This window comes from Nocardioides dilutus (genome assembly GCF_054779555.1).
Window position 1 is genome coordinate 958,718 of record NZ_BAAGYA010000002.1, and the last position, 17,776, is coordinate 976,493.

14 protein-coding genes are annotated in these 17,776 nt (G+C 73.3%); 8 read left to right on the top strand and 6 right to left on the bottom strand.

Annotated elements, in window-relative coordinates; all coding sequences use genetic code 11:
- Positions 1 to 7: 7 nt before the first annotated feature.
- Genes ACYVC6_RS14245 through ACYVC6_RS14260 form a run of 4 tightly spaced genes read left to right on the top strand, consistent with a single transcriptional unit; the run spans position 8 to position 2,570 of the window.
- Positions 8 to 610, top strand: a complete 603-nt coding sequence (locus tag ACYVC6_RS14245; protein ID WP_460715037.1) for a hypothetical protein — start codon at positions 8 to 10, stop codon at positions 608 to 610.
- A complete protein-coding gene (locus ACYVC6_RS14250) occupies positions 607 to 1,275 on the top strand; it encodes a hypothetical protein (RefSeq protein WP_460715038.1) in 669 nt (222 codons plus the stop codon). The genes ACYVC6_RS14245 and ACYVC6_RS14250 overlap by 4 nt, the downstream gene beginning before the upstream one ends.
- Positions 1,275 to 2,003, top strand: a complete 729-nt coding sequence (locus ACYVC6_RS14255) for an SMI1/KNR4 family protein (RefSeq protein WP_460715039.1) — start codon at positions 1,275 to 1,277, stop codon at positions 2,001 to 2,003. The genes ACYVC6_RS14250 and ACYVC6_RS14255 overlap by 1 nt, the downstream gene beginning before the upstream one ends.
- 3 nt (positions 2,004 to 2,006) lie before the next feature.
- Entirely contained in the window at positions 2,007 to 2,570 is a 564-nt protein-coding gene (locus ACYVC6_RS14260) for a hypothetical protein (protein ID WP_460715040.1), read from the top strand.
- 372 nt (positions 2,571 to 2,942) lie between these two features.
- On the opposite strand, the gene ACYVC6_RS14265 is transcribed toward ACYVC6_RS14260, so the two are convergent.
- Positions 2,943 to 3,569 (bottom strand): TetR/AcrR family transcriptional regulator, encoded by a 627-nt coding sequence (locus ACYVC6_RS14265; RefSeq protein WP_460715041.1) that lies wholly within the window; start codon positions 3,567 to 3,569, stop codon positions 2,943 to 2,945.
- Between the two features lie 71 nt (positions 3,570 to 3,640).
- Here ACYVC6_RS14265 and ACYVC6_RS14270 point away from each other — a divergent pair, with 71 nt between their 5' ends.
- Positions 3,641 to 5,008: an FAD-dependent oxidoreductase gene (locus ACYVC6_RS14270; RefSeq protein WP_460715042.1), complete on the top strand. Its 1,368-nt coding sequence runs from the start codon at positions 3,641 to 3,643 to the stop codon at positions 5,006 to 5,008.
- Here ACYVC6_RS14270 and ACYVC6_RS14275 read toward each other — a convergent pair.
- Positions 4,964 to 5,632, bottom strand: a complete 669-nt coding sequence (locus tag ACYVC6_RS14275; protein ID WP_460715043.1) for a DUF6629 family protein — start codon at positions 5,630 to 5,632, stop codon at positions 4,964 to 4,966. The genes ACYVC6_RS14270 and ACYVC6_RS14275 overlap by 45 nt on opposite strands.
- Before the next feature lie 416 nt (positions 5,633 to 6,048).
- On the opposite strand from ACYVC6_RS14275, the gene ACYVC6_RS14280 reads away from it, so the two are divergent.
- Positions 6,049 to 8,367: a heavy metal translocating P-type ATPase gene (locus tag ACYVC6_RS14280; protein ID WP_460715044.1), complete on the top strand. Its 2,319-nt coding sequence runs from the start codon at positions 6,049 to 6,051 to the stop codon at positions 8,365 to 8,367.
- 19 nt (positions 8,368 to 8,386) lie between these two features.
- On the opposite strand, the gene ACYVC6_RS14285 is transcribed toward ACYVC6_RS14280, so the two are convergent.
- Complete coding sequence (locus tag ACYVC6_RS14285) at positions 8,387 to 10,105, bottom strand: phytoene desaturase family protein (protein WP_460715045.1); 1,719 nt, start codon at positions 10,103 to 10,105, stop codon at positions 8,387 to 8,389.
- An 84-nt stretch (positions 10,106 to 10,189) separates the two neighbouring features.
- Positions 10,190 to 12,328 (bottom strand): MMPL family transporter, encoded by a 2,139-nt coding sequence (locus ACYVC6_RS14290; protein WP_460715046.1) that lies wholly within the window; start codon positions 12,326 to 12,328, stop codon positions 10,190 to 10,192.
- A gap of 184 nt (positions 12,329 to 12,512) precedes the next feature.
- Here ACYVC6_RS14290 and ACYVC6_RS14295 point away from each other — a divergent pair, with 184 nt between their 5' ends.
- A complete protein-coding gene (locus ACYVC6_RS14295; protein WP_460715047.1) occupies positions 12,513 to 13,271 on the top strand; it encodes a hemerythrin domain-containing protein in 759 nt (252 codons plus the stop codon).
- A gap of 128 nt (positions 13,272 to 13,399) precedes the next feature.
- Here the strand turns inward: ACYVC6_RS14295 and ACYVC6_RS14300 are convergent, their stop codons facing one another.
- Positions 13,400 to 16,654 (bottom strand): BTAD domain-containing putative transcriptional regulator, encoded by a 3,255-nt coding sequence (locus ACYVC6_RS14300; RefSeq protein WP_460715048.1) that lies wholly within the window; start codon positions 16,652 to 16,654, stop codon positions 13,400 to 13,402.
- Between the two features lie 99 nt (positions 16,655 to 16,753).
- Here ACYVC6_RS14300 and ACYVC6_RS14305 point away from each other — a divergent pair, with 99 nt between their 5' ends.
- A complete protein-coding gene (locus tag ACYVC6_RS14305; protein ID WP_460715049.1) occupies positions 16,754 to 17,215 on the top strand; it encodes a DUF4395 domain-containing protein in 462 nt (153 codons plus the stop codon).
- Between the two features lie 26 nt (positions 17,216 to 17,241).
- On the opposite strand, the gene ACYVC6_RS14310 is transcribed toward ACYVC6_RS14305, so the two are convergent.
- Positions 17,242 to 17,724 carry a hypothetical protein gene (locus ACYVC6_RS14310; RefSeq protein ID WP_460715050.1) on the bottom strand — a complete coding sequence of 161 codons (483 nt, stop codon included), beginning with the start codon at positions 17,722 to 17,724 and terminating at the stop codon, positions 17,242 to 17,244.
- Between the last annotated feature and the right edge of the window lie 52 nt (positions 17,725 to 17,776).

Here is a 17,776-nt window from a genome sequence, read left to right on the forward strand (position 1 = left end):
AGGTGACATGACCACCCCACCCGAGACGCTGCTCGCGTTCGATCGCGCGGCGACCTGGCCAGAGAGCCGCGGCGTCCTCCGACGGGTGGCCGGGCCGGCCTTCACGGTTCCCGAGGGAGAGACGCTGTCGTGGTTCGACCCGATCGACGGTCGTCCAGACGCCAGCTCCGAGATCGCCGCGGGACCGGTGACCACCTTCGCCACAGCGGTCGAGTGGCCCGAGGGCTATCCGGCCGGCATGTCCGGCGCAGCCGTGGGCGTGGGCGACCCCGCGATGGTGGTGGCGTGGGCGTCGATGGCCGGTGACGACGGCGAGCCAGCGTGGTTCTCGACCGACCGAGGGGTGGGCTGCGTCGTGATCTCGCGACACCTGGACGAGGTCGTCCAGCGCTTGGAGGACTTCTCCTTCGTGCGCACGCTGGTGGCGTCGGTCTATGCCTCAGTGATCCACCCGCTCGAAGTCGAGGGCGAGGTGGTGGGAGTCGCATTCAACTGCGGCATGGGCGCGAGCACCAACTGGCTCCACGTCGGTCGTGACGCCGAAGGCCGGGTCGTGGCGGTGCTCGCCGACCTCGATGTCCTCACCCGGGCCACCTTGGCGCCCGCATGACGGGAGAAACCACGGGCGTCGCGCCGCATGGTCTCCTGGGCTTCGGCGACCAGTACACGTTCCCGGCGGGTCCGGACTATGTCGAGGATGTCTGCGCCCTGAGCTCGATCCGCGGTCCCGCGCTCGAGATGCGATTCGGGTTGGTCGCGATGGCGGACCCACTGGTCCCTTCGGCGGCGCCCGAGTATGGCGACACCAGCCTTGGCGGGGGAGGGACGAAGACGACAACACTCACGGCCATTTCTCGGACTCGGGTGGACGGTTCCGGCGTGGATCCCCAGTGCGTGGCCGCGGCGATCGGTGATGTCGATCGGGTCGCCTCCTGGCAGCCGCTCCTCTCCCACAACGACTCCAGGTCCCATCTCGAGGTTGCCTCGGGGCTGGGCGCCTTCTACGAGATCACCGACGCCTCGCTCGTCTGGCCGCTCTTCGAGGACGACCGCCACATGCAGGGCATCCACGAGCGCGCTCTGTCCGAGCTGGTCGTTCCGATCGAGGCGAGCGGCCGCGTCGTCGCCACGGTCTTCCTCGTCTCCGGCGGGGCGGGCGTCCACCAGGTATGGGAGGGGTTCGACCGGGACATGTCGGCCGTTGCGATGCTGGTCGACACCGGCATCCTGAGTGGGGGAGAACGCATACAACCGGGTGGGGAGGCGGTGGGGTAGTGGTCGCGTCGAGCTTCGAGGACGTCCTCGTGGTCAACCCTTCCCGGGTGCACCCGGCGGATAGGGACGACGTTGCCGCCGCTGAGGATGAGCTCGGTGTGTCGCTGCCGTCGGGCTACGCGGCGTACGTCCAACAGCTGGGTGAGGGTGCGTTGGGACACCTCATCCGGGTGTATCCACCGCAGCAGGTGCCCGGCAAGACGCTGGAATGGCGGGAACGCGTCCAGCAGTTCTGGTTCTGGGACACGACCGATGCCGGCGTTGCCCGAGAGGCCCTTCAGCAGCGCGGTGTCTTGCTGGCGGACACGTTCGACGGCGACGAGCTGTGCTTCGATCCGGCCGATCCCGAGACGGTCTACGTGTTGCCTCGCGACGAGGAGATCGTGCACCGCATGGAGTCGGGGTTCCTGGCCGCGCTGGAGTGGATGCTCTCCGGTGTGCTGAACCCGTGGGTGGAGGGATGGACCTTCGAGGCCTGGGCCAACCGGGTTGAGGTGGGCAGGACGGTTCCTGGCCAGCTGGCTGAGGCCGCTAGCTCGGTGGAAGCTCTTGGCGAGCACTCTCACGCGGTCGACCTGGGGGATCGTCGGACGTTCTTCCTCCCGTCGATCCAGGGTCGCCTCTCGCTCTACCAGTTCCCCGACGGAACCCTCTCGATCGACCTCAGCTGCGATGAGACCGTCCCGGCGGAGGAGATCGACCGTCTTCTCAGGGTTGTCGCGGCCTGACGCATGGGCACCGCACCGGCGCGCTTGGCGGAGTTCGGCACCGCCGCCCCCGGGCCGTCACTGCCCCTGTCGTGGGGAACGCTGACCATCGCGGACCCGTGGTGGCCGGAGTTTCCCGACGGGCCGATCGAGCTGCTCGGGAGGGGGGAGCACCCCACGGTCTTCCCCACCATCGTCGTGGATGTCGAGGGCAGGCCGGAGCCGGTCGAGATGAGCTGTGCGGCGGCAGTCGGGCCGCTTGACGCCGTGGCGTCGTGGCAGCCGGTCCTGCACCGCGAGGCGCACTTCCACCTCGACAGCGACTCGGCCCTAGGGGCGTTCTTAGACATCAACGACGAGGAGGTCCTCCGGCCGCTGTTCACCGACGACGAGCACATGCAGGGGGTATACAACCGGGCCCTGGAGGAACGGGTCGTGACGATGGAGGCGGACGGGCGCGTCGTCGCGGTGGTGTTCCTGTGCCCCGACGGGTCGGGGCTCTACCCAGCCTGGACGGGGTACGACAAGGATGGACAGGCGGTCGCGGTGCTCGTCGACCTCAAGCTGCTGGACGATGCGGTGACATGACCGCAGGGCCTCAAATGCTGCTCGAGTTCGATCGCGCGGCGACCTGGCCAGGGAGCCGCGGCGTCCTCCGACGGGTGGCCGGGCCGGCCTTCACGGTTCCCGAGGGAGAGACGCTGTCGTGGTTCGACCCGATCGACGGTCGCCCAGACGCCAGCTCCGAGATCGTCGCGGGACCGGTGACCACCTTTGCCACAGCGGTCGAGTGGCCCGAGGGCTATCCGGCCGGCATTGCGGGATGGGCGCCAGCACCAACCGGCTCCACGTCGGGCGGGACGCGGAAGGCCGGGTCGTGGCGGTGCTCGCCGACCTGGACCTTCTCACCCGGGCCGACCTGGCGCCCGCGTAACGTGTGCCGCTGGCCTTCGCGGTCGGTCAAGCGGGCGCCATCCCGCGCACCAGGGCGGTGAGGGCGGCACGCCACAGGTCCTCGTCGGACCAGTCGGCGAGCGTGCGCCAGAAGCCCGGACCCTCGGGTGGGGGGCGCCGCGATCGCCCGGTGGTGGCCAGACCCACGCACAGGGAGTGGAACTCGTAGGCCACCGCCGCCTCCGGCCGGTCGTCGACCGCGCCGGCCTGCTGTGCCCGCGCGACCCACCGGGTCAGCGCGGTATAGCTGGCCCGCGCCCGGCGGCGGACGTCCTCGTCACCGACGGTCTCGGCCGTGACGCGCTCGAACGTCAGCCGGAACAGGTGTGGCCGCTCGATGGCGAACACCCGGAAGCCGTCGACTCCGGCGGCGACCAGGTCGGCGGCCGGGTCGTCCGTCTCGGGAAGCGACGACACCAGGTCGGTGAGCACGTCGTAGCCGCGCCCGGCCAGCTGCTCGACCAGGCCGGCCTTGCCGCCGAAGAGGCTGTAGACGGCGCGGGTCGTGGTGTCCTGCGCCTCGGCGACCGCCCGGACGGTCACCGCCGAGAGGCCACCCGCCGCGAGCAGCTCCTCCCCGGCGTCGAGGAGTCCCGCGGCGGTCCCGGCGTCGTGCTCTCGTGGCCGTCCCATGCTTGACACCTTACCGTGACATCGTTACGTTACGGCGTTACGTATTGCGTGTCACGATAGGAGGGGTCGCGATGACAACACGGCGCTACCACCAGGTGGTCGTGGCCGGCGGGAGCGTCGCCGGGCTGGCGGCGGCCGCCGCGGCCGCGCCGTACGCCGACGAGGTGTGCGTCGTGGAACGGCACGCCGAGCCCGGGGCGGAGTCGGCCAGCATCGAGCCGGCCAGCATCGTGCCGCAGGGTGGGCTGCCCCACGTGCTGCTGGCCGGAGGCGCGGCCGCCCTCGAAGGGCTCGTGCCCGGCATCCTCGGGGAGCTGTTCGAGGGGGGAGCGGTGGGGGACCTGACCGGTCCCCGACCCTGTCACTGGTGGGCGTTCGGCGCGGTCCGCGACCACCTCCCCGACCTGGGCGCCGAGGTGCCGATGGCCAGCCGGGCCCTGGTCGAGACGACACTGCGTCGCCGGGTCGCGGCGCTGCCCAACGTGACCCTCCGAAACGCCACGGCGACGGGTCTGACCCTGGCCGACGGCGGGGTCCTCGGTCTCGAGACGGCCGGCGGGATGCTGCCTGCGGACCTCGTCGTGGATGCGACCGGTCGCGCCGCGCGTGGTGCGGAGTGGCTGGCCCGTTGCGGGGTCCGGGTCCCGACGCGGGAGCGGGTGTCGGTCGACGTGTCCTACACGGCGGTCGACGTCGAGCGCGATCCGGACGACCTCGGCGGCGGGCTGTTCGCCGTGGTCCAGAACGACGCCGCCTGCTCCCGCATCGGGGTCGCCCTGCCGGCGGAGGGCGACCGGTGGCAGATCGTCCTCGGCGGCTACTTCGGGGCGGTCGCCGAGCCGTCGTACGACGGGATGGTGGCCTTCGCCGAGAGCCTGCCCGACCCGGCGATCGCCACCCTGGTGCGCAAGCGCTGGGTGAGCGAGGTGCGGCGCCACCGCTTCCCGGCCAGCGAGCGCACCCGGTGGGACCGGGCGCCCCTGCCCGCGGGGCACCTGGTCGTCGGTGACGCGGTCGCCAGCTTCAACCCGATCTACGGGCAGGGGATGTCCTCGGCGATCCAGCAGGCGGAGGCGCTGGCCACGCTGCTTCAGCAGGGGCGTGACCGGCGCGAGCTGACGCGTCGCCACGCCCGGGCGGCCCGGGCCGTGGCCGACGTGCCCTGGCGCATCGCGACCGGCGCCGACTTCCTGTACGCCGAGACCCAGGGCAGCCGCCCGCCGGGCACCGACCGCGTCAACCGCTATCTGGCCCGGGTCATCAACCGCTCTGCCGACGACGAGGTGGTCAACGTCGCGCTGTCCCGCGTGCAGAACCTGATGGCCCGGCCCGAATCGCTGATGCACCCGCGGATCGCCGCCCGCGTCCTGGGTCGCCGCGCACCGGAGCGAGCGTCAGCCAGGTCGGGCGGAGACGACCGCGTCGGTCTCGGGCTCTGATGACCTGTGCCGGAGGTGGACGGCGATCGCGATGCTCGTGATCGCCGCCCAGACGCACCACAGGGAGATGAACCCGGCGGTGTTCATCCAGGCGAGAACGAGCACGGCCGGGAGGTTGATCGCCCCCCAGGCCCGGACGTGGCGGTGGCTGGACACCAGCAGCGACCCGCACGTGGCGAGCACGTAGAGCACCACCAGGGTGTCGCCGTGCCAGAGGTCGACGCGGTAGGCGAGGTAGCGACCTTCGATCGTGACGTCGACCGGCCCGCGTACGAGGGCGTACATGAGTGCGACGGCGACCGCGAGACCTACGGCGACGAACACCCCGGACCGACGTCGCCGCGCGACCGGTTCGAGCGCGGCCACGGCCACCGGCACCAGGATCGGCAGGATGCCGAACGCGACCGCGAGGTAGAGCCATTCCGCCGCGTGCCCGAGCGCTGAGGGGACCTTGCCCTGCAAGCCCCACCACGCGACCGCCTCGATCAGCTGGTGGCCGGCGAAGAGAAGGGGGAGAGCCGCCAGGAGTCGCTGCGCCGGGGATCGGACGTGCCGGAGCGCGTCGAGCCCGACCGCTCCGATCACCAACCCTGCGGCGAGGTCGACCTCTGGCGAGAAGCACACGAGCGTCGTCCGTCCATGGACGAAGGGCCCCTGCGAGTATGAGTCGCAAGAGCCCTTCGGTGATCGGTACCGGTGACGCTCCCGATCGGCGACTCTTCTTCTCCGGTCCCGGTGGCCTCGTCACCCTGCCGCCGCGAAGGGTTGCCCCTCCGTGTGGACCTTCTCCTCCGAATCGTCCCGTCCCCCTTGCGGGAGATCGTGAGGTCAGTTCTACGCCGGGTCCAGGGCCCTCACAAGGGACTTAGGTCCCCTCACGGTGGCGCTCCCCCGACGACCTGGGCGAGGAACAGCTCGGCCGCGGCGAGCCTCGCGGCGCGTGGGCCACCGCGGCATCGACGCCTGCCAGGGACGATCGCCCTGTGCTGCCGTGGACGATGGCCCTAGCCGAGTCCTGACTCCTGCGGTCGGCTGAAGGGGTGAACGTCGCTCAGGGACGGGTCGTGCTGCTGCTGTTCGCGGGCTCGACCGCGCTGCTCGCCGTCGGCGGCGCCTTGTGGCTGCTGGCGAGACATGACGCCGCCGAGGCCCTGTGGCTCGCAGGTACGACGGCCGGGCTGGCCGTTTCGCTCGTCGCAACCGGCCGCGCCGTGTGGCGGCACCGGGCGACGGTCGACGTGATCGCCCTGCTCGCCCTGGCGGGCGCGCTTGCTGTCGGTGAGTTCTTCGCCGGCGCGGTGATCACGGTCATGCTCTCGACCGGGCAGCTGCTCGAGGCCCGCGCCGAGGCACGTGCGCGTCGCGAGCTCCGCCTGCTCCTGGAACGTTCGCCGCGCACCGCCCACCGGCGGGACGGCAGTGGGCTGGCCGAGATCCCCGTCGACCAGATCGCGCCCGGGGACACCCTCGTGGTGCGCACCGGCGAGGTCGTCCCGGTGGACGGCCGGCTGCTCACCGCGGCGACGGTCGATGAGTCGGCGCTGACCGGTGAACCGCTCCCGATGGAGCAGCTGGCCGGCGGTCTCCTGCGAAGTGGGGCGGTCAACGCCGGTGCGCCCTTCGACCTGCTGGCCACAGCGACCGCCGGGGACTCCACCTACGCCGGCCTCGTCCGGCTCGTCGAGCAGGCCCAGGCCGACTCCGCGCCGTTCGTCCGCCTGGCCGACCGGCTCGCGGTGGTCTTCGTCCCGGTGACGCTGCTCCTCGCCGGCGGCGCCTGGGCGCTGGCCGGCGACCCGGTCCGCGCCGTGGCCGTGCTGGTGGTGGCTACCCCGTGCCCGCTCCTGCTCGCGGCCCCCATCGCCTACATCTCCGGCCTCGCCCGGGCCACCCGTGTCGGGGTGGTCATCAAGGGCGGCGGAACCCTGGAGCGCCTCGCCGCCGCCCGGGTCATCATGTTCGACAAGACCGGCACGCTGACCCGCGGCCGACCCCAGGTCGCCGGCATCATCACGGCGAGCGACGACGTCCCCGCGGACGAGCTGCTGCGTCTCGCCGCCTCGCTGGACCAGATGTCGCCGCACGTGCTCGCCACCGCGATCGTCTCGGCCGCTGCCGCGCGCGGACTCGCGCTGGAGATGCCCGCGGACGTCTCCGAGGAGCACGGCTACGGGCTCAGCGGTGTCGTCGGCTCACGTCGCGTCGCTCTGGGCAAGCGCTCCTGGATCCTCGCCGAACCGGCGCCGGACTGGGCGCAGCGGGTACGCCGCCGCGCCAGCCTGGACGGCTCCATGACCGTGTACGCGTCCGTCGACGGGGTTCCGGCAGGGGCCTTCCTCCTCGAGGACGTCATCCGCCCCGACGCGCCCCGGATGATCCACGGCCTGCGCGCGGCCGGGATCCGGCGCGTCGTGCTGGTCACCGGCGACCGCGCGGACACCGCCGAGACCGTGGGAAGGATCGTCGGGACCGACGCCGTCCGTGCTGACTGCGACCCCGGCGAGAAGCTCGCCGTGATCGGGGCGGAGCGTCAGACCGAAGTCGTGATGATGGTCGGCGACGGGGTCAACGACGCCCCGGCCCTCGCCGCCGCCGACGTCGGTGTCGCCCTCGCCGCCCGCGGAGCCACCGCCTCCTCCGAGGCGGCCGACGTGGTGCTCACCGTGGACCGGGTCGACGCCCTCGCCGACGCCATCCTCATCGCCCAGCGGTCCCGGCGCATCGCCCGACAGGCGGTCGGCATCGGGATGGGCCTGTCCCTGATCGCGATGGCGGCCGCGGCGGCAGGCTTCCTGCCGCCGGCCGCCGGCGCCGTGCTCCAGGAGGGCATCGACGTCCTGGCGATCGGCCTGGCTCTGCGGGCGGTCCTGCCGGGCCGGACCCACACGGTGACGCTCCCGCCGGCGGACGTGACCACGGGCCACGAGCTCCAGGCCCAGCACGACGCCTCCCTCCCGGTCGTGGAGGAGATCCGGGCGGTCGCGGACCGGATCAGCGGCCAGGCGCCTGACCTCGCACCGGTACGCCGGCTCCTCGTGCGGCTCCGCACCGACCTGCTCGCCCATGAGCGCGCCGACCAGGCCCAGTTGGTGCCGCTCGTCGCCCGCGCCCTCGGCGAGCCCGCGACGTACGCGCTGACCCGGACCCACGCCGAGATCGAACACCAGGTCGCCCGGCTCGGACGCCTGCTCGACGACATCCCCGACGACAGCGGCCAGCCCGAGGACCTGGTCGAGGTCCGCCGACTGCTCTACGGCCTCTACGGCGTGCTGCGTCTCCATAACGCGCAGGAGGACGAGACCGCCCACAGCCTGCTGCCCCCGCTGCCCACGGCCCCCCGTGCCGGACGTCGGTCGTGACCATCCCTGACGGGGGGCCTCACCCCACCGCCGCTCCCGCCCGGGGGCGTCGGCGCACCGATCGGCGGATGGCGGAGCCGGGCTTCGACGCGAGGAGCGGGTCGAAGTCGTCGGTGATCTCGGTGAGACGCGCCTCGTCCACGAACACGGCACCCTCGCGCACCTCGCGGTAGAGATCGCGGCCGAGCACGGCTCCGGCCGTGCCCATGCCGCCGTGGATCGTGGCGTTGATGCCGAACATGTGTTCCGTGCTGCCCCCGGCCAGGAACAGTCCCGGGATGTGCGTGGTCACCCGCGGCCGGAACGGGCCGAGGTTCTTCAGCAGCGGGGCGATGCCGTAGCAGGACCCGTCGGTGCTGAGCGTGAAGCGCTCCTGGGTGACCGGGGTGGACGCCTCGCAGAAGACCATCCGCTCCCGGAGGTCGGGGATCAACAGCTCGGCGGTGTCCAGCACCCGTTGGGTGAGCTCCTCCTTGCGCCGGCGGTAGCGCTCGTCACGGCCGTAGCCGGCGCCATCGGCGGGGTCGGTCTCGACGTTCCAGAACGCATGCTCCTTGGGCGCCCAGCTCACGAGCTCCAGCGTCGAGTAGCCCGGGGGCGCAGAGTGGGTCCCCTGGGGGTCCTTGGCCGTCGGGCAGCTGATCCCCACCGGCATGCGCTCGGGGCAGCGGCCGGCAGCGACCTCGCGGTAGTAGCCGTCGATGTCGTTGGTCGGCCAGACCCAGGCGAGCGGTGGCGTGTCCCGCTCGCGCAGGTCGACGTCGAGGGCGACGTAGACGGCGAACATCGGCAGCGTCATCTCCAGGCTCTGCAGCCGCCGCCGCAGCCGCCGGGTCAGGTGCTCGTCGCCGACCAGCTCGGTCCAGGTCTTGTGGAAGTCGGCCGCGGAGACGACGACCTCCGCCCCGATCTCCTCGCCGCCACGGAGTCGTACGCCGACGGCGCGCCCGTCCTCGACCAGGATCTGCTCGACCCGGGCCTTCGTGCGGACCCGGCCGCCGTGTGTCTGGATGACGTCGGTCAGATGAGCACCGATGACCTGGCCGCCGCCCCGCGGGTAGTAGGCACCGGCCTGGAGGTAGTGGTGGAGGAACCCCGCGTGCATGGCAGTGGGCGTCCGGTGCGGGGGCCACGTGTAGTCGCCGTTCTCCGCGAGGATCACCGCCTGGGCGTCGGCGCTGAGGCCGCACGCGGCCATCAGCGTCGTGATGGGCCGCACTCCCCAGCGCAGCAGCGCCCACGGGCGGAGCAGAGGTCGTTCGCCGGCGGCGATGGTGCGCATGACCCGGACGCAACGACGCAGTCCGGCCTCCTCCTGGGGGAAGGCCGCCACCAGGCGGTCGAGGTAGGTGTCCCAGCCGGTCGGTGTCTGGAACGTCGTCCCCGGGATCATGATCTGGCAGTGGCCCTCGGGGCGCTGCCGCAGCCAGTTGATGCGCTCGGTCAGGGCCAGCCCCGCGAGCGCGGTCTGCATCCGCCCACCCGGGCCGCACTCCCCGACGTAGTGGGTGCCGACGTCGAACTCGAACTTGTTGCCGGCGCGGCGGAAGACCTGGGTGCTGCCGCCGACCACCTGGTTGGCCTCGAGCACCAGCACCTTCTTGCCGTTGGCCGCCAGGTACGCCGCGCAGGTGAGGCCGCCCGGGCCGGCCCCCACCACCACGGCGTCCCAGCTCTGGGGGCCGATCTGGGGGCCGGCGTCGGGGCCGGCGGGCGCGGGGGTGGTGGTCGGAGTCATGAGGCCGCCTTCAGGGAGGTTTCGCGACAGAGTCCTGTCAGGCCCCAGTCAACCCGGTCCAGCCCGCGCCCGCCTCGAGTGCGGTCAGCCGACGGGTTCCAGCTCGGCTTCTCGGCTCGGCGGGAGTGCACCCGGCGCCGCGTGCCCGTGGCCCTCGGGGTCGAGCCGTGGGAGGACCCGGTCGAGCCAGGCCGGCAGCCACCAGTTGCGGTGGCCGAGCAGGCTCATCGTGGCCGGCACCAGGACCATCCGGACGATCGTGGCGTCCAGCAGGATCGCCACGCCCATGCCGAAGCCGAGCATCCGGATCAGCGCGTCCATCTCGGTGACGAACCCGAAGAACACCATCACCATGATCGCGGCGGCCGCCGTGATCACCCGGCTGGTCGAGGCCAGGCCGCGGGCGACGCTGCCGTGCGGGTCACCGGTGAGGTCGTAGTCCTCCTTGACCCGCGAGAGCAGGAACACCTCGTAGTCCATGGACAGCCCGAACAGGACGGTGAACATCAGGATCGGGAGCCACGAGGAGACCGGCCGGGCGTGGTCGAGCCCGAGCAGCTCCAGGCCCCAGCCCCACTGGAACACCGCGGTCAGGACGCCGTACGCCGCGCCGACGCTGAGCAGGTTCATCACCGCGGCCTTCAGCGGCACCGCGACCGAGCGGAACATCATGGTCAGCAGCACCACCGAGATCAGCACCACGAACCCGATCACCAGCCAGAGCCGGACGGCCAGCAGGTCGGCGATGTCGGCGAACAGAGCCAGGTTGCCGGTCACCTCGACGCCGTCGGGAAGGTCGGCCCGCAGGTCGCCGACGAGGTCCGCGCTGCGGGGGTCGTTGTCGGCGTACGCCGACTCCGCACTGACCACGGCGATCTCACCGTCGGGCGAGAACACCGGCGGGGCCACGGTCGCGACGTCCTCACGGCCCTCGAGCGTGCGGGTCACCTCTGCGACGCCCTGCTGGCCGGCCCGGCCGAGGTCGACGACGACCTGCAGCGGGGCGTTGGCGCCGGCGCCGATCTCGGAGGAGACCAGGTCGAAGGCGCGGCGGGTGGTGGTGTCCCCGACCCCGTCGCCGCCGGACTGCGGCCAGGTGCGCATGTCGAGCACCGGCGCCGCGAGGACCAGCATCAAGGTCGCGGCGGCGAGCAGCCACGGGACGGGACGGCCGGCGATCCGGCGGGCCCAGCGCTCGGCTCGCATACCCGCCGGGCGTGAAGTGCGGCCGCGGCGGACGGCGCGCGGGGTGAGCCGGTTGCGGAGCAGGGAGCCGAGGGCCGGCACCAGCACCAGCGCGGTGAACATCACCGCCACCACGGCGATGGCGGTGGTGAAGCCGAAGGCCTCCAGGGTCGGGACGCCGGAGAGCTTCAGGCCCAGCAGCGACACCAGCACGGTCGTGCCGGCCAGGACGACCGAGCGGCCCGCGGTGGTCGAGGCGTGCGCGGCCGCGTCGACGAACCCCTCGCCGGCCCGCACGTGCTCGAGGATCCGGGTCAGCATCAGCAAGGCGTAGTCGATGCCCACGCCGAGGCCGACCATCGCGGCGACGGTGGGGGCGGTGGGGCTGACGTCCATCACGCCGCTGAGCACGGTGACCCCGGTCAGGCCCAGGCCGAGGCCCAGCACGGCGACCACCACCGGAAGTCCGGCGGCGACGACCGACCGGAACATCAGCAGCAGGATCAGCAGCGCCGCGACGATGCCGATCATCTCGCCGCGGCCCTCCATCGGGGCGGCGGCGGTGCCGGGCAGCTCGCCGCCGAGCTCGACCTGGAGGCCGGCATCGCGGTACGGCGCCACGGCCTCCTCGAGCGGCTCGAGCTTGCCCATCAGGTCGCGGTGGGTGACGGGCACGTCGTAGGCGACGGAGATCAGGGCCGTGTCGCTGTCCGCGGACAGCCGGGGCGGGTCGACGCTCAGGACGTGGTCGAGCCCGGCGAGGTCGTCGCTCAGCTCGGTCAGGGTTCCCTGGTCGAGCGCGGTGTCGTCTTGGACGACGACCTGGGCGCTGGCGTTGCCGGCGGCCGGCAGGTGCTCGCGCAGCTGCTCGATGCCCCGCTGGGCGCGGGCGTTGTCGACGTTCCAGTTCTCCTGGGTGGGACCGCCGAGGGTGGCGGCCAGCCCGATCACCGCGGTCAGCACGACCGCCCACAGGGCGAGTGCGCGCCACGGGTGGCCGGCGGAGAACCGGCCGAGGCGGTCGAGGATGCGGTTCATGTGCTGCTCCTTGGTGCGGATTGATGTGGTGCGAGGACCGTCTCCCGCCCCGCTTGAGGAGCACTTGGACCCGACTTGACGCCTGAGCAGCCTGAGACCGCCGGCCGACTCAAGTCAGGTCCAACCGCGGGTCAAGCGGCTCCGCGCAGCCTGGCTCCACCGACACCCGAGAGGACCGATTGCGATGACCATGACGCAGAACCCCACCGACCCGACGGCCCCGGCCTGGCCCACCCAGATCCGGCTGCCCGGGCAGACCGCCGCCCAACCGGGCCCGGTCGACATGACGATGATGTACGTGATGCACCACGCCTTCCGGCGCGACCTGGCCACGCTCGCGGCGGCCGCAGCGGTGACGCCGGCGACCGACCGGAGTGCCTGGGTCGCTCTGGCCGACCGGTGGACGCTGTTCTCCGAGGCGCTGCACCACCACCACAGCGGGGAGGACCGCGGCCTGTGGCCGCGCCTGCTCGAGGTCGCCACGCCCGAGGAGGTCGAGGTGCTGCAGGCGATGGAGGCCGAGCACGAGGGCATCGACCCGATGCTGGCCGCCTGCACCGCTGGTTTCACCCGGCTTCGCGAGCACGCCGACGAGGACGCCCGCGCCACCCTCGCCGTACGGCTCGCCACGGCCCGCGCCCAGCTGGCCGACCACCTGCGTCACGAGGAGACCGAGGCGATCGCGATCATCCAGCGCCGCCTGACCGCTGCCGAGTGGCAGGCGATCGACGAGGAGCACTTCCGGGCGGACCTGCCGCTGCGCACCCTGCTGGCGCTGGTGCCGTGGGCGGTGGAGGGGGTGCCGCCGGAGATCCGTGACGGGATCTTCGCCGAACCGGGTGGCCGGGCGCACCGGCTCATGTGGCTGCTCACCCGTGGGCGCTTCCGGCGCCAGCAGCGCCGGGCGCTCGCCCACCTGTCCGGGCCGGTGGAGGTCCGCTGACTCGGCGCCGAGCAGGTCAGAACCCGTAGCGCTCCCGCTGCTCCTGCAGCCAGTGCGCCGCCAGGGGGATGCCCCACTCCGCGCACTGCTCCTCGGCCCGGTCGGCGTGCCGGGTGGCGAGGTCGGTGTCACCGACCGTCCACGCGGCCAGGGCCAGGAAGGCCGTGACCGGGCCGATGCACAGCCCGGAGCCGGCGACGCAGGTGTGGTGCTCGAAGGGCGCGAGCTTCTCGTAGGCACGGGCCGCCAGGTCGCGGTCGCCCATCCCGGCGGCCGCCTCGGCGGCGGAGCCCCAGTTGAGCATCGAGAACCAGTTGTCGGCCGACAGGTCGATCGGGCCCTGCGCCGCCACGACGGCGCGGGCCTGGTCGAGCTGGCCGAGGCGGCAGTACATGGCCGCGTGAAGCGCCGTCGTGGGCAGCGGACCCTCGGCGGTGGCCTTGAGCAGCTCGGCGAGCTCGTCGACGCGGTCCTCCCACAGCAGCAGCGAGCCGATCGCGCCCGTCACGCCGTCCTCGGCCTGCGGCAGGCGCATTAGTGGCCGTGATCTCGATGACCCGCTCGAGCGCGTCCTTCAGCTCCTCGATCCGGCCCGCCATGCCGAGCCACGGGATCTCCATCGTCTCCAGCACGAGCAGGGCGTAGGGCAGGTGCAGCCGCCGGGCCTCGGGGAAGGCGAGGGCCAGCACCTCGCGCTGCCGAGCCCGCTCCCCGAGCTCGCCGAGGGCGACTGCGAGCAAGGTGAGGCAGCTGACGTAGGACCGCTCGTGGCCGAGCTCACGGGCCAGCCGCACCCCCTCCTCCGCCACCTCGACCCGCCGCCGTGCGGTGGCTGCCCGCCAGGCGCCGACCGCCCACACCTCGCAGGCGTGCACCAGCAGCTCGGCGTCACCGAGCCGGCGGGCCATCTCCAGCCCGGCGTCGGCCAGGCCCTCGCGCTCCTCGGGCGTGACGACGTAGTAGAGCTCGGTGGACATCGCGAGCAGCACCCGGGCGCGCAGCTCGGAGTCCTCGTCGGGCAGCCTGGCCAGCGCCCGGCGCAGGGCGTCGACGACCACGACGTGCTGGTCACCGTGGCGGGGCGACTGCCACAGGGCGCCACGGGTGAGGCCGGTGCCGGCGCGCGCCAGCAGCTCGACGTCACCGACCTCGTCGGCCACGCCGATCGCGGCCTCGACCGCCTCGACCAGGCTCAGCCAGTTGCCGGTCCAGCGGTGCACCTCGGCGAGCTCCATCAGCAGCTCGTAGCGGTCCTCGGCGGTGGCGTCGGCGTCCAGCACGACCGCGTCCAGCGCGGCGGTGAGGAGCTCGACCGCTGCGTCCGAGGCGTGCCGGCGACGGGCTACGGCGCCGGCGGCCGCGGCGGCCCGCCACGCGCGGGCGACGTACGCCGGGCCGGCGGCCCGCCAGTGCTGCGCCACCTCGCTCTCGCGGCCGGGCCGCGACTCGAGCACCTCGGCCGCCCGGGCGTGCGCCCGCGCCAGGCGGGCCGGGCTCGTCGCCGTGCTCACGGTGTCACGCACCAGCGCGTGGGCGAAGGTGAACCCGTCGGCCCCGAGCTCGCGCACCAGGCCGGCGTCGACGGCCGGGTCGAGCCGGTCGAGCACGTCGTCCTCGCCGAGGTCGGCGATGGTGGCGAGGTCGGCGAGGGAGAACCGCCGCCCGAGCACCGCCGCCCAGCGCAGCAGGGCCCGGGTGTCGTCGGGCAGCCTCGCCAACCGCCGGGAGAGCACGTCGGTGACCGCGGTCGGGGGGTCGGCGCCCTCGAGCAGGGCGGTGAGGTCGCCGCCGTCGCGGGCGAGGCGGGCGTACTCGACGAGGAAGAAGGGGTTGCCGTCGGTGCGGTCGGCCAGCCGCCGCGACTGGTCGTCGTCCGGGACCACGCTGGCCACCGCGCCCACCACCGTGGCCACGTCGCCGGCGTCGAGGCCGGTCAGCTCCAACCGGTCCACGTGCCGGCGCGCCAGGGACTCGGCGACGTCGGCGAGCGCGCCGGTCGGCTCGGGGTGGGCTCGCCAGGTCGAGACGACCAGCAGCCGGCCGGTGGTGACGGTGTCGACGAGCATCCGCAGCACCCGGAGGCTGGCGACGTCGGCCCAGTGCAGGTCCTCGAGCACGAGCAGGACCGGCTCGGCCGCGGCAGCGTCGGCGACCCGGCGCGCCAGACCCTCGCGGACGCGGAACTCTGCGCCCTCGTCCTCCTCGCCGCCCTCCTCGAGCTCGTCGCCGAGCTGCTCGAGCACCTGCTGCCACGGCCAGAGCGCGGGCGCGCCGTCGTCCTGGGAGCAGCGACCGACCAGCACCCGGCCGCCGCGCGCCACGACGTGGCCGGCGAGCTCCGCCGCGAGCCGCGACTTGCCGATGCCCGGCTCACCGGTGAGTGCGGCGAACGCCGGGACGCCGGACTCCGCCCGCGCCCACGCCTCGATGAGGATCGTCAGCTGGCGGTCCCGGCCGACCAGCGGCCAGGGCGGCAGGGTCACGGCCGCGACGGCCGCGACGGCCGCGACGGACGCGGAGGGCGCGGACGGGGGCTCGACCGTGACCACGTCACCGCCGGGCGGCGGCGACCACGCCAGCGCCGGGTCCTGGCGCAGCACCGCGGTCTGGAGCGAGCGCAGCTCGGAGCCGGGCTCGAGGCCGAGCTCCTCGCCGAGCACGGTGCGCACGGTCGTGAGCGCCTCGAGCGCGTCCGCCTGGCGACCCGCCCGGGCCAGCGCCAGTGCCCGCAGCACCCAGAGCCTCTCGCGCAGCGGGTAGCGCGCGGTCAGCGCCTCGAGCTCGCCGGAGACCGTGGCGTGGTCCCCCAGGGCGAGCGCGGCCACGGCCCGGTCCTCCAGCGCCACCGCGCGGAGCTCCTCCAGACGGGCCCGCTCGGCGACCGCGGCGGGGGCGTCCTCGAGCTCGACGTACGGCGTGCCGTGCCACAGGTCGAGCGCCTCGCCCAGGCCGGCGTGCGCCGCACGCAGGTCGGACACGGGGACCGGGGCCGGGGCCCAGGCCGGTGCCGCCTGCCCGCCGGCCGCTGCCAGCAGCCGGTGCGCGTCGCTCACCGCCCGGTCGAAGCGATCCGCGTCGAGCCCGCCGTCGGGCAGCACCAGCGCGTAGCCGGGCTCGACGGTGACCAGGACCGAGGCCGGCGCCCGCGGCGCCCGGTCGGGCTCGAGCACCCGGCGCAGCCCGGAGATGTACACCTGCAGAGTCCCGGTGACGCCGTCCGGCGGTGAGTCACCCCAGAGCAGGTCGACGAGGGCATCGACCGACACGGGGCGGCCACCCGACAGTGCCAGGGCGGCGACCAGCGCCCGTCGCTTGCGGCTCCCGAGAAGCAACCGCTCCTCACCGCGCCACGCCTCGGTGGCGCCCAGGACCCTCACCCGCACGCGCTGAGGATAGGTGACCCGAGCCCGCGCCCGCGGTCGACGAGCGCCGTGTGAAGCGCTGGGTATCGTGATCCGTCGACGCCAGTCCCTGGAGGCCGCATGCCCTACACCGGGTTCCGGGCGTGCCCGCTACGCGCCCATCTCGATCCGCGCCTTCCGCGGTTCAGCGCGGGCGCGACAGCCGGCGTCCTGGCGTTGAGCCTGCTCGTCCTCGACGTTGCCCGACCCTTGGCTCTCGGCCTGCTCGCCTCGCAGGTCGCGGTGTTCGCGTTCACCGCCTTCGTCAGCTTCCAGTGGTCGGTGTGGGCGCAGCTCTACGCGCGGGTGATCTGGCCGCGGGTCGAGGCACCGGCCGCGCTCGAGGACGCCCGGCCGCATCGGTTCGGGCAGCTCGTCGGCTTCCTGGTCACCGCTGCGGCGTTGGTCTGCTTCGTGGCGGGCATCGACCGGGCCGGCCTCGCTCTGACCGCTGTCGCGCTCGGATCGGCTGTGCTGAACGCTGCCACAGGCGTCTGCCTGGGCTGCCAGTTGTACCGGGTGGCCCGCCGGATGGGGGTCTAGCCAGCCGTCCGGCGAGCCGTCCCGGCTCAGGTGTCGATCGCCTCGACGTTGGCCCGCCCCTCGGTGGCGAGGATCACCGAGATCCAGCCGTCGGTGCCCCGCAGCCTCCGTGAGGACGCATCGGTCACGACGTACCGGCCCACGAACCTGTGGGTCACGACGTACGTCGCGTCGGCCCAGGTGCCGCACACCTCTCCGGTGGCGGCGAGGTGCAGGTAGCGGCTCCTGCTGCCGGTCACCTGCAGGGTGGCGGTGGCGGGTTCGCAGGTCCCAGGGGCCGGGAGGCTCCCGTCCGAGCTGGCGAGCGTCGCGGAGTACTCGCCGCCGAACGGCTTGCCCGAGACAGCACCGCTGAGCAGCGCGGTGCCGGCGGCATCGAGCGCGTACGAGCCGACGCTCGCGCCGCGCAGGTCGACGGCGGGTGGCCGAGCGGCGGTCGCCGGGGCGGCGCTGATCACTGCAGCGACGAGTGCGGCGATCAGGGCGGTGGTCTTCGACTTCAGGTTCATTCTCGTCCTCCTCGACAGGTGTGGCGGGGTTGCCGAGAGGACCGTGCCGCGG